Origin of the sequence: Halobellus salinus, assembly GCF_014646875.1 — an archaeon.
Taxonomy (GTDB): Archaea; Halobacteriota; Halobacteria; order Halobacteriales; family Haloferacaceae; genus Haloquadratum; species Haloquadratum salinum.
Map to the genome: position 1 here is coordinate 125526 of NZ_BMOC01000001.1, position 11656 is coordinate 137181.

General features: G+C 64.8%; 14 protein-coding genes. 6 read left to right on the forward strand and 8 right to left on the reverse strand.

Going from position 1 to position 11656, the window contains the following annotated elements; all coding sequences use genetic code 11:
• Nucleotides 1-129 precede the first annotated feature (129 nt).
• Complete coding sequence (locus tag IEX72_RS00590) at nt 130-720, reverse strand: 50S ribosomal protein L15e (RefSeq protein ID WP_188785398.1); 591 nt, start codon at nt 718-720, stop codon at nt 130-132.
• A 243-nt stretch (nt 721-963) separates the two neighbouring features.
• On the opposite strand from IEX72_RS00590, the gene IEX72_RS00595 reads away from it, so the two are divergent.
• Together IEX72_RS00595 and IEX72_RS00600 are read left to right on the forward strand one after the other, a co-directional pair.
• Complete coding sequence (locus IEX72_RS00595; protein ID WP_188785400.1) at nt 964-1278, forward strand: EMC6-like membrane protein; 315 nt, start codon at nt 964-966, stop codon at nt 1276-1278.
• A gap of 3 nt (nt 1279-1281) precedes the next feature.
• Nucleotides 1282-3111, forward strand: coding sequence for a ribosome biogenesis/translation initiation ATPase RLI (locus IEX72_RS00600; protein ID WP_188785402.1), 1830 nt, complete (start codon nt 1282-1284; stop codon nt 3109-3111).
• A 45-nt stretch (nt 3112-3156) separates the two neighbouring features.
• On the opposite strand, the gene IEX72_RS00605 is transcribed toward IEX72_RS00600, so the two are convergent.
• Together IEX72_RS00605 and IEX72_RS00610 are read right to left on the reverse strand one after the other, a co-directional pair.
• Nucleotides 3157-4269, reverse strand: a complete 1113-nt coding sequence (locus tag IEX72_RS00605) for an RNA 3'-terminal phosphate cyclase (RefSeq protein ID WP_188785404.1) — start codon at nt 4267-4269, stop codon at nt 3157-3159.
• Between the two features lie 182 nt (nt 4270-4451).
• On the reverse strand, nt 4452-4973 hold the full coding sequence (locus IEX72_RS00610; RefSeq protein ID WP_188785406.1) for an archaemetzincin family Zn-dependent metalloprotease: 522 nt from the start codon (nt 4971-4973) through the stop codon (nt 4452-4454).
• Nucleotides 4974-5012: 39 nt separating this feature from the next.
• On the opposite strand from IEX72_RS00610, the gene IEX72_RS00615 reads away from it, so the two are divergent.
• The gene (locus IEX72_RS00615) at nt 5013-5426 is read left to right on the forward strand and encodes a UPF0146 family protein (protein WP_188785409.1); all 414 of its coding nucleotides are present in this window, start codon (nt 5013-5015) and stop codon (nt 5424-5426) included.
• Nucleotides 5427-5526: 100 nt separating this feature from the next.
• Here IEX72_RS00615 and IEX72_RS00620 read toward each other — a convergent pair whose 3' ends face one another.
• The 5 genes from IEX72_RS00620 to hisH form a co-directional block, all read right to left on the reverse strand.
• On the reverse strand, nt 5527-5994 hold the full coding sequence (locus tag IEX72_RS00620) for a hypothetical protein (RefSeq protein WP_188785411.1): 468 nt from the start codon (nt 5992-5994) through the stop codon (nt 5527-5529).
• Entirely contained in the window at nt 5987-6271 is a 285-nt protein-coding gene (locus IEX72_RS00625; RefSeq protein WP_188785413.1) for an AbrB/MazE/SpoVT family DNA-binding domain-containing protein, read from the reverse strand. The genes IEX72_RS00620 and IEX72_RS00625 overlap by 8 nt, the downstream gene beginning before the upstream one ends.
• A 218-nt stretch (nt 6272-6489) precedes the next feature.
• Nucleotides 6490-6690 (reverse strand): hypothetical protein, encoded by a 201-nt coding sequence (locus tag IEX72_RS00630; protein WP_188785415.1) that lies wholly within the window; start codon nt 6688-6690, stop codon nt 6490-6492.
• Between the two features lie 302 nt (nt 6691-6992).
• Complete coding sequence (gene pheA / locus IEX72_RS00635; protein ID WP_188785417.1) at nt 6993-7799, reverse strand: prephenate dehydratase; 807 nt, start codon at nt 7797-7799, stop codon at nt 6993-6995.
• Nucleotides 7800-7840: 41 nt separating this feature from the next.
• A complete protein-coding gene (hisH, locus tag IEX72_RS00640; RefSeq protein ID WP_188785419.1) occupies nt 7841-8542 on the reverse strand; it encodes an imidazole glycerol phosphate synthase subunit HisH in 702 nt (233 codons plus the stop codon).
• A 142-nt stretch (nt 8543-8684) separates the two neighbouring features.
• On the opposite strand from hisH, the gene IEX72_RS00645 reads away from it, so the two are divergent.
• The 3 genes from IEX72_RS00645 to IEX72_RS00655 all read left to right on the forward strand — a co-directional run bounded on the left by IEX72_RS00645 (nt 8685) and on the right by IEX72_RS00655 (nt 11641).
• Nucleotides 8685-9737 (forward strand): substrate-binding domain-containing protein, encoded by a 1053-nt coding sequence (locus tag IEX72_RS00645; protein ID WP_188785421.1) that lies wholly within the window; start codon nt 8685-8687, stop codon nt 9735-9737.
• A gap of 72 nt (nt 9738-9809) precedes the next feature.
• A complete protein-coding gene (locus IEX72_RS00650) occupies nt 9810-10628 on the forward strand; it encodes a phosphonate ABC transporter ATP-binding protein (protein ID WP_188785423.1) in 819 nt (272 codons plus the stop codon).
• A complete protein-coding gene (locus IEX72_RS00655; RefSeq protein WP_188785425.1) occupies nt 10625-11641 on the forward strand; it encodes a PhnE/PtxC family ABC transporter permease in 1017 nt (338 codons plus the stop codon). The genes IEX72_RS00650 and IEX72_RS00655 overlap by 4 nt, the downstream gene beginning before the upstream one ends.
• The last annotated feature ends 15 nt before the right edge of the window (nt 11642-11656 follow it).

Genomic DNA, 11656 nt, shown 5'->3' on the forward strand with positions numbered 1-11656 from the left:
TTTTTGGTCCACCGTGAGGCGCAGGCGCCTCACGAGCCTCGCTTCGCTCCGCTCAGCGAGACAGATTTTTTGCCCGGGGTCGAGCGCCGCCGAAGGCGGTGCGAGGCCCCGGTGAAAAAAGGTGGGTTCCTACTTCCCGCGCCGCTTCTCGGCGCCGATGCTGGGCCGGGTGTGCTCGGCGCCCTTCCCGCGGTTCTGGAGCCCGCGGTTGGAGCGACCGGCGTTGGTGAGGCCACGGAACGCCCGCCCCTTGTGGTCGTCGCTGCAGATCCACGAGAGGTCGTCGTCGTTCTCGATCGCGGGGTGTTCGGGGTCTACGAGGATCACCTCGTGCCACTTCTGGGAGCCGTCCTCGCCGACCCAGTACGAAGCGAGCGTCCGGAGGTTGGGGTATTTCCGGGCGACGCGCTCCTCGGCGATGCGCTGGATGCTCTTCCGGCGGCCGATCCGGTTGACGCCCTGGCGCTTGCTGCGGCGGCCGGCTGTGAATCGCTGCTTGCGGGCGTTGCCCTTGCGAACCGACGCGCGGACGACGACGACGCCCTGCTTGGCTTTGTAGCCCAGTTCGCGGGCCTTGTCGAGCCGCGTGGGTCGGTCGATCCGGACGATGGCGCCCTCGTCGCGCCACTCCTGTTTTCGCTGCCACTGCAACTCGGCGAGTTTGCCGTCGCCGGGCTGTTTCCATGCGTCCTTGATGTGTGAGTAGAAGCTTCGTGCCATTGGGTTCACCACGGGCGCTTGCGATTCGGGCGGCGTTCGACGCCGACCCACATTTCGTCCCGATGTCTCGGGTGCCCGCTGGCGTCCCGTCCGACCAGCGAGTTGTCGGTTCTACCGCCGTGGCGGTTTTAACCACTTCGAAACCGTATCCGGGCTCCCCGGTCGGGTGTTCGGAGCGAACGGGGGGCGGCTCCGGGCGGCGGGAACGAACGGCTTTTGACGCCCCGTGACGGATACGGAAGTATGGCTACGGAATCGCAGGACGGACTCTCCGATCACCTCCGGGGGGTCACGGTCACCACACTCGCCTGCCTCGCGGGGGTGATCGCGGCACTGGTGTCGGCCCGGTTCGTCGGCACCGGCGTCGAAGACGCCGCGAGCAGGCAGTCGCTGCTCATCGTGGGCGCGCTGACCGCCGCGCAGTTTCCCATCCTGCGCGTGACCGGGATCGACGTCTCGGAGTTCGGCGCGAAAGACTACCTCTACGTGGTGTTCATGACGTTCACGCTGTGGTTCGTCACGTTCGGGATCATCCTGACCGAAGGCGTCTCGATCTGATCGATGGCGGACGACAGCATCGCGGTCGTCGACCTCGACCGGTGTCAGCCCGACCGGTGTAACTACGAGTGTGCGAACTACTGCCCGCCGAACCGGACGGGTCAGGAGTGCATCGTCACTCGGGAGGAACATTACGACAAAGACGAACCCTTCGACGGCGACCCCAACCAGATCCGGATCTCCGAGGAGATCTGTCTGGGGGAAAGCTGCGGGATCTGCGTCGAGAAGTGCCCGTTCGACGCGATCGAGATCATCAACCTCCCCACGGAACTCGAGGACGACCCGGTCCACCGCTACGGCGAGAACGCGTTCGCCCTGTACGGTCTGCCGATCCCCGAACCCGGAACCGTCACGGGGATCCTCGGCCCGAACGGCATCGGGAAGACCACGGCAGTCCGGGCACTCGCCGACGAGATGGTCCCGAACCTCGGGGACTACGGCACCGACCCCGGCTGGGAGCACGTCCTCGATCGCTACCGCGGAACGGAGCTACAGACCTACATCGAGCGGGTTCAAGCCGGCGAGATCACCATCGCCCGGAAGCCTCAGTACGTCGACCAACTCCCGGCGCAGTTCGACGGGGCCACCATCGACCTGCTTTCCTCGACCGACGAACGCGGGGCCCTCGACGATTACATCGACCGTCTCGGGATCCGGCCGGTGGTCGACCAGCCGCTGGATACCCTCTCGGGCGGGGAGCTCCAGCGGGTCGCCCTCGCGGCCACTCTCGCGCGCGACCGCGACTTCTACTTCCTCGACGAGGTGTCGCCGTATCTCGACATCGGCCAGCGAGTGACCGCCGCGCGGCTGATCCAGGAACTCGCCGACGAGGAGGACCGCGCCGTCCTCGTGGTCGAACACGACCTCGCCATTCTGGACCTGCTCGCGGACTCGCTGCACGTCGCCTACGGCGAACCCGGGGCGTTCGGTGTGGTCACCGACCCCAAGTCGGTCCGGAACGGCATCAACGAGTACCTCACGGGCTACCTCTCCAACGAGAACATGCGCATCCGGCCCGACGAGATCGAGTTCCACGAACACGCCCCGCGGGAGGCCTCGAAGTCGACGCCGCTGGTTGAGTACCCAGCGCTGTCGAAATCGTACGGCGACGGGGAGTTCTCGCTGGAGGTCGACCCAGGCACGATCTACGAGTCGGAGGTCCTGGGCGTGGTCGGCCCCAACGGGATCGGGAAGTCCACGCTCGCGAAGCTGTTTACCGGTGCGCTGGAACCCGACGACGGTAGCCTCGACGCCCGGCTCGACATCTCGTATAAGCCGCAGTACATCGAGATCGACCAGCCGATGCGCGTCGACGCGTTCCTCTCGTCGATCACCGACGACTTCGGGACCTCCTACTGGAACACCGAGGTGGCGAAGCCGCTCCAGTTGGAACGGATTATGGAGCGCAACCTCGACGACCTCTCGGGCGGGGAGCGCCAGCGGGTCGCAATCGCGGCCTCGCTCTCGGAGGACGCCGACCTCTACGTGATGGACGAACCCTCCGCGCACCTCGACGTCGAACAGCGCGTGCAGGCGACGACCGCCATCCGCCGGTACGCCGAGAACCACGACGAGACGGTGTTGGTCATCGACCACGACATCTATATGATCGACCTGCTGGCCGACCGGCTGATGGTGTTCGACGGCGAGCCCTCCGAGTACGGCCACGCGGGTGTCCCCCAGGAGATGCGTGCGGGGATGAACGACTTCCTCGAGGACCTCGATATCACGTTCCGCCGGGACGAGCGGACGAAGCGACCGCGGATCAACAAGCCCGACTCCCAACTCGACCGGGAGCAGAAAAGACAGGGCGAGTACTACTACGCGCCGTGAGAGCGGCTCGAGCGTCGATGTCGTGTCGGAGCTGACCGCTGTTCGCTATCCGTCTCCCGACGAGACCACCGTCGGCGTCCCGCCGCGGTCTGCGATCGAGACGTCGTACCCGAATTCGGAGACGAGATCGACGTTGGTCCGGACGTGATCCGTGAGCCGCGGGATCGGAACCGCACCGCCGGCGAGCGCGACCCACACCACGAGCTGGTCGGCGAGGTGGGCGTCGACCGGGGCGCCGGTCGCCAGCCATCGCTCGACCGCGTCGGCAACGCTTTCGGCCAACGACGGCGGGTGATCGTCTGCGCCGCCGTATCCGACGAACCCGGCTCGTGAAGCCGGCGAACCTGTCTCACCTCCGGGTCCCGGTGGCTCGCCGACCGCGACTGTGAGCACCGATCCGGGGGAGTCGGCGTCGACGGACGCAGTCGCCGCGGTCGCGGCGCCGTCGATCCCGCGGTCGTGGAGTTCCGTCACCGCCGCGTCGGCCAGTTCGTCGGCCGTGTCACCACCGTCGAGATCGGTCGCCGCGACGGCGTGCACAGAGGCGTCGGGAGCGGAACTCGGGGCGTCGATGCCGGGCGCGTCCCTATCGGGAGTGGCTCCCTCACGTTCCCCGAACTCGATCGGTTCCAGCGACGAGGGCTGGACCGCGACGGCGAGTTCGCCCCCGCCGGCGGGGAAGAACCCCCGTCGCTCCACAGCCACGTCGGCGTCGAGCCCGAACCCGCGAAGCAGCGGGAGTTTGACCCGCCGGAGGTAGTCGGTCGACGGCGACCACTGCACGTCGGTTCCGCCGGTCAGGTCGGCGCGGACGGGACCGTCGATCCGGGTCGCGAGCGGGAGGAGCGTATCGGCAACGAGCGTGACACTGCCCGCGGTCCGGATATCGACCGCGACCTCGTCGGGGGCGTCGGTCGCGTCGGGGCCCGCGGTCGGCTCGAACCGGAGCGTCTCCGAGCCGATCGCGGCCCCCTCGATGTCGGCGTCGGTGAGCGCTGCAACCGTCTTCACACACGCGAGGTGCTGGCGCTTCAGTCCCGGGTTCGACCTGTTCCCGCGGACCCGCTCCATCCGAAACGCCTCCCTGTCGAGCGCCGAGAGGGTGAGCGCGGTCCGGACCAACTGGCCGCCGCCGTCGCTGCCGTCGAGGTCGATCACGCCCGGGCCTCCAGCGTAGCGGTCGGGATCACTTCACCACGGTTACGGGGACGGTGGCGTGTTCGAGCGCGTGGGTGCTCGACTCCGAGCCGTCGACTGCGACGAGATACTCCATACCCGGCGATACGGGGGGAGCGAGCTTAATACTGTGTCACGATGCCGGGCGCACGTCGGGGAACGTATCAGTACAGCGACTGGCTGCAGGAGCCACAGAGGTTCTCCTCTTTCACGTCAACCTCCCGTACGGTCGGGGAGAACGACATCACGCACTTGCTGTTGTCGCAGTGTTCCAACCCAAACGTGTGGCCAATTTCGTGGACCACCTCCTTCCGGACGCGGTCGGCGAACACCTCCGACTGGGGCTTCGAGCTGATACCGCCGTCCGAGGAGGTCTGAAGCCGGTGTGTGGAGATCACGGAGCCGTTGCCGTTGAGGTACGCCAGTCCGAACACGTAGTTCCGCCGGCGGTAGTAGAGGTCCTGAGAAGTGATGCCGATGTTCTTCTCGCCCGTGCCGACCCGGCTCGCCAGTTCGATGAACTGCTCGGCGCGGTACTGGTTCCGGCTCCGGTCGAACGCGCCGTCGGGGATCGACTGCTCCTCCTGGACGGTGACTTCGCAGTCGTAGACCCCCCGTAGCGCGGCCGACGCCTCCCGTTTGACCTGGGCCGGGAGGTCCCCGATCGGCACGATGTCGACGAGCATACGAACGGTTAAACAGGGTGGAGTGATAAATATCCCGCCGTGAGTACGCGCCGTGATACCGCCCTGGTCGGCCGGTTTTCGGAGTACGCCTCAGCGGTCGAGGTCGGGATCGGTCGCCGTTCCGACATCGCCGCGGGGCTCGCCGACGCCGGGGTCGCAGTGGCCGCCACGGATGTCGTCGACTGCGACGTGCCCCCGTCGGTGTCGTTCGCCCGCGACGACGTCGTCACGGCCAGCGAGCGCGACCATCCCGGCGCTGTCTACGACGCCGACCTCCTGTACGGCCTGAACCTCCCGCCGGAACTGCACCGTCCGGCGCTCGCGGTAGCCGAGGCGGTCGACGCCGACTTCCGGTTCACTACTCTCGGCGGCGACCCGCCGGCAGTCTCCGCGGTGCCGACGTCACTGCCCGGGGGCGGAACGCTGTACGTTGCCCACGGAGACGAGCGGTAATGTACGTCACGTCACTGTATCCATCGACTCTCGGTTGGACACCGCTGACAACCCCTTCAACTGATCTTCACCACAGACGCACTCTGCTCGGACGCTGGAATTAGTTTCCGAGGAATTTGTTCAGTTCGCTAAATTCGTCGGATGAGAGAATGATCTCAGTATCGAATGCGTCAAATCGCTCGAAGTCGTCGTCGATCGTCACCGCGGTATTCACCCCTTCGTCGACCGCTACCTGCGCATAGTACCCGTCCCACCCACTGACGTTTGCGTCACTCGCCTGAGAAAACCCACCCCGAACTACGTCCTCAGGCATCCCGTCGTACCACTGGATTCGTTTAGCATCCATAAAATTCTGGAGCAGCCGGGATGCGTCTGCGTGTGACCGTCCGTAGTACGTCGTCAGGACAGTGTGCGCTCCGAATAGCGCAGGATACGGAACAACGGCATCGATGTCGCCAGCGATGGCATCTCGGACATACGAAAGCGCAGCATCTCGAACAGGGGCCTCTGTATGTGCGAGGGCTATCACGCCGACATCGAACAGATACGGGCTCCCAGCGTCACTCATCGCTGGTTTTCTCTGCCCCTTTCCGAACAGCGTCTCTATGCTTCTGGGCAATCGGATTGACGGGTTCGTCAAGCGGAGTCGTCTCTCCACGATCCGACGATGTGTCCGCAATGAGTTGCTCCATCCGCTCGATAACCTGCTCGGGATCGTCCTCCGGCTCAACGACTGCTTTCCCGTCTTCTTCGTGGATATCTACTTCTGTGCCAGGAGTAATACCGAGCCGTTCTCGAACCTCCTTCGGGAGGACGATCCGCCCTTTTGAATCCACCTTCGTCATATTCCCACTTAAAGTGGGATTGAGTATAACCGTTGTGGTCAGTTACTGATTGCGAAAGCGGTGATCGCTCAGCACGCAACCAAGATCTCACGCCTGATTCAATTATTTAATGGGAGCGTGTCATAGAACTCTTCACACACTATGATCATTTTAATTACTATTATAGCAGGCTATTAGCTTAGAAGTACGTGCACTTGGTGCACGAAGTTTAAAATCAGTCAGAGAGTACCCTTTCGTTTCCGAATAATGATCTCTCGTATCTGTTCAACGTGGTTTGTCTCGGATTGAACGAACGCTGTGAGGATGGCTTCGACGATCTCGGAGCCAGCCGCTCCGAGATCGTCACACTCTGCGACCAACTCATCCACTTCTTGCACGGTCTCCTCGCCAACAGCGACTCCGAACTTCTCTTTCGTCATAGCTAAAACAAGCTCAAATCAGCGTGCACTAAGTGCACGGCGATTTCAATTTGTTTAAGCTGCTTCAGTGAGCTGTGTGAACCTTTCTATGACACGCTCTAATGGTGTAATAAACACCATAACAAAAGTTCTATCACACAGTATAAACAAGTGGGATCCAGCGGTATCCGCGAGCGAACGCAGTGAGCGAGCGGTTCACCAACTCACGGCCGGGCCGTGAGTCGGGATCTTTTGATCCAGATTTTTTGCGGGGGTTCGAGGCCGCGCGCAGCGCGGCCGAGGACCCCCGACAAAAAAGGTGGCTAGTAGAGCACGTGCCGCTTGTCGTACGACCCCAACCGCTTGACCCAGCCGTTCTCGGCGATCGCATCGATATCGTCGAGCGCTGCCTGCGCACGGTCCTCGTAGAGGCCGGCCTCGAAGTCGATGTGGAAGAGATAATCGCCCAACCGGTTCCCGCTCGGGCGGGACTCGATCCGCGAGAGGTTGATGTCGCGGTCGGCGAACGCTTCGAGCAGTTCGAGTAGGAGTCCGGGGTAGTTGGCGTTCGGGTAGACCACCACGGTGGACTTGCCTCCGCCCTCGGACCGCGCCGAGGTGGGTGCGGCCACAAAGAAGCGTGTCGCGTTCGAGGAGCGATCCTGGATGTCCTCGGCGATGACTTCGAGATCATCGCCGGCGTTGTCCGGGTGGCCGATTCCGGCGACCGTGGGGTCCTCGCGGGCGCGTTCGACCCCCGCGGCGGTGCTCGTGACCGCCTCAAGATCGTGGCCGGGGTATTCGGTTTCGAGGTACGACCGGCACTGTGCAAGCGCCTGGGAATGGGAGGCGATGGTGTCGAAATTCGGCGACTGCGCCAGCAGGGCGTGGCGGATCGGGGTGATTACTTCCTGGGTGACTGCGACATCCGCGTCGGCGATGGCGTCGAGCGTCTCGGTAACGCTGCCTTCGATGCTGTTTTCGATTGGGACGACACCGCGTTCGTACTCCTCGGCGTCGACCGCGGCGACGATCGCAGACACCGACTCCCGGAACGCCACGTCGTCGTCAATTGCGCGGGCGGCTCTGTGGGAGTACGTGCCTGCGGGACCCAGCGTGACTACCTGCATACGGTGGCGTACTCCGGGGACTCTCAAAAGGCCTCGGGGAGCTATCGGTCGGCGCAGTACTCAACGAAGTTTCGGAGGATGCGCAGGCCGGTTTCGCCGGACTTCTCGGGGTGGAACTGCGTGCCGAAGACGTTGCCCGCCTCGTTTGCGATCACCGCGGGGAAGTCGGTGCCGTAGTCGGTCGTCGCCACGATCGAATCGGGGTCGGCGGGGTCGGCGTAGTAGGAGTGGACGAAGTAAGCGTAGTCGCCGTCGACGGACCCACCTGTGGTGGTTCCGTCCGCCAGTGGGATCTCCGATCCCACGCTGTCGACGCCGCTGACGATCGGGTGCTCGTGCTCGATATCGAGTTCATTCCACCCCATGTGCGGCACTTTCACCCCGGTGTCGAACCGGAGGTTGGTGCCGGGGACGAAGTCCAGCCCTTCGACCTCGCCTTGGCCCGCGTGGTCGGCCTCCTCGCTCGTGGTCAGAAGCATCTGCATCCCGAGGCAGATCCCGAAGACCGGCTGGCCGCGGTCCGCGGCTGCCGCGAGCGGCTCGCGGAACGGGCCGGCGTTTTCCATCCCCTCGCTGAACGCGCCGACACCGGGGAGCACGATCCCGTCGGCCGCCGCGAACTGCGCCGGGTCGTCGGTGATTGACACCGCCGCGCCGGCGCGTTCGAGGCCGCGCTGGGCGCTCCGGAGGTTCCCGAGTCCGTAGTCGACGAGAACCACGTCGGCTGCCGTCTGGGCGCTCATATCTGGGCTTCGTGGCCGCGGGACAAATCGGTTCCGACCGGCGTCGACAGTGGGCGGTTTTGGGTTGTTTTCGAGTATTGTTGGCTATATAGATCCGTGGCAGAACATTTATCTGGCTGATGTCGTAGTTTCAGGTGTTCACATGAGGAAGCGACGAACGTTTCTCAAATCCGCTGGCGCCGTCGGGGCGGCCGGGCTCATCGCAGGGTGTAGCGGTGGGTCGAGCGGCGGTGGCAGTACCGAAACCGACGCGTCGACCGATGGATCGACCGGCACCGCGACAGCGACGCCGACAGCGACGCCGGAACCACAGATGACGTTTGGCGGCGACAACACGGTCAACTTCGGGCTCTCGCCGTCCGTCCCGCAGGAGGACATGGAGGTCCAGTACTCGCCGCTGCTCGACTACGTGGGCACGTACCTACAGGGGAACCACGACGTCCCGGGCGGCCTGTCGGTCGAGGGAACGGTCGGCAGCAACTACAGCGCCGTGATCCAGTCGCTCGGCCAGGGCACGACAGACGTGGCCGAGACCGGGCCGTTCGCCGCCGGGCTCGGCGTCATGACCGGGAACGCGGAGATCGTTCTCCAGCGGTATGGGTACGGGAGCTGGGAGTATACGAGCATCATCGCGACACCCAACGACAGCGATATCACCGAACTCTCGGACCTCTCCGGAAAGACAGTCGCGTTCTCCGATCAGCTGTCCACAAGCGGCGCGCTGTACCCGCTGTACAGCATGTCGAATCAGGGCGGGCTCGACGTGGGCGAACTCCCCGAGGGCAACGGCTCACAAGCGGAGTTCGAGGCGCGCTTCGCCGGCGGGCACGTCGGATCGTACACGCTCCTCGAACAGGGCCAGGTCGACGCCGCCGCGATGGGTGGGTTCGTCCGCGACACCAAGACCGGCCCGACTCCCGAGGAGTGGCAGGAGGTTGCCACCACGCTCCACGAGGACAACGGGCTCCCGCGCGCACCCATCGTGGTGTCGCCGGAGCTGAGCGAGGAGGCCAAGACCGCGGTCCAGAACGCGTTCCTCGAGGGCCCGGACGACATCTACTACGGCGCCGACGGCGAGGATGGGACCGACGACGACCTCTGGTTCGGCGACGTCCGCGAGGCGGGCCAAGCGGAGTACCAGTCGGTCATCGACGTCGCCGGCGAACTCGGTATCGGCACCGACATCTTCGAGTAACTGTCCCCCGCCGCCAAACAGGGACAGCCGCGTCCCCCTTGTGGCGGGTCCCCGCGACGCTGACAATAATAGATGCCACCCATCGAATTCGACGACGTCACCAAGATTTACGATGCGGACACCGTCGCCCTCAACGACGTCTCGCTGCGCGTCTCCGAAGGCGAGTTCGTCATCCTCCTAGGGCCCTCTGGGGCGGGCAAGTCCACCATGTTGCGTGTGTTGAACGGCCTCACCGATCCGACTGAGGGCTCAGTGCGGGTCGGTGGCGCCGAGATATCCGAGAACGACAGCGACGTGGGTATGGTGTTTCAGGAACATTACCTCATCGAGAGCAAGAGCGCCTTCGGGAACGCGCTCACCGGTGCGCTGTCGCGCAACGGCCTCCTCAGGAGTGCGATCGGACTCCACTCGGGGGGTGATAAACGCACCGCGCTCAGGTCGTTGCAGACCGTTGGGCTGCTCGAGGAGGCCAGCCAGCGCGCGGAGTCGATGAGCGGCGGCCAGAAACAGCGCGTCGGGATCGCCCGCGCCTTGGTCCAGGAGCCCGAGATCCTGCTCGCCGATGAGCCGGTCGCCAGCCTCGACCCGAAGGCCGCCCGCGAGGTGATGCGGTACCTCAAGAAGGCGGCGACCGAACAGGACCTCACGACGGTGACCAGCCTCCACCAGGTGAACATCGCCCGGGAGTTCGGGGACCGGTTCTTGGGGATCCGCGACGGAGAGGTCATCTTTGACGGCGACGCCGACGACCTCACAATGGAACAGATGGACCGGATCTACTACGGCGACGCCGACGCCGACTCGCCCGCTACGGACCCGACAGGGACGGACGCGGTCCCGTCGACGACGCCCGACCCAAGCGTTACCACCGACGGGGGTGACGGGGCGTGAGCTCCGGGGCCGACGCCGGCGGCCGGGGGGTCGAGGAGAAGCGCCGCGCCCTGCGCCGGTTGCGCCGCCTCCAGTATCTGTTGTGGGTGGCGGTCCTCGGGGTTGTCGTAGGCGTGACCTACTGGGGGGTGGGGTTCATCGGGTTCCAGGCCGGCGTCGTCGCCGGCCGGTTCCCCGCTATGTACGAGTTCATCGCGCAGGGATTTTTTCCGCCGGATTTCCAGAACTTCACCGTCTACACCAAGGAAAACGAGATCACCGGACTCCGAGCGATCCCGGCGAGCTTCCGAGACTGGGGGGCCCCGATCTTCGAGAGCTTCAGCTCCGAGCGGCTGTCGCTGGTGAAAGCCAGCCTGGTGACGCTCCTTCTGGGGTTCATGGGGACCGTGATCGCGTTCCCGTTCGCGCTTGTACTGGGTGTGTTGGGGAGCGAGCGCGTCACCCCGTTCCCGTTCAATTTCCTTTTTCGGGGCACGCTGAGTGCGATCCGGGCGATCCCCGCGATCGTGTGGATCTTCCTCTACATCCCGATCGGTCCCCCCAGCCAGATCACTGCGGTGTTGGCGATCGGGACCGACAGCATCGGAAACCTCGGCCGGCTGTTCACCGACGATCTCGAAGAGATCGACGAGGGCCCGATCGAGGCCATCCGGTCGACCGGTGCCTCGGGCACGCAAACGGTGAGTTTCGGAATGTTGAGCCAGGTATCGCGGTCGTTCATCGCGTGGACGCTCTACATCCTCGAGATCAACACCCGGATCGCCATCTCGCTGGGCGTCGTCGGCGCCGGCGGGCTCGGGCTGATGATCCGGAACAGCCAGGATCTCTTCCAGTTCCAGCGGACCGCCGCCGGGCTGATCATGGTGTTCGTGGTCGTGTTAGGGATCGAACTGGTCTCCTCGCGGATCCGCGCTCGGCTCCGCCCCGGCGAGCACGACGCGAAAGGGGTCGTTGAGGCGCTCCGTGACCTCGCGAACCCCGGAAAGTGGCTCGGGATCTCGACGAAGCGGTGACCGGCCGGGGGCGTC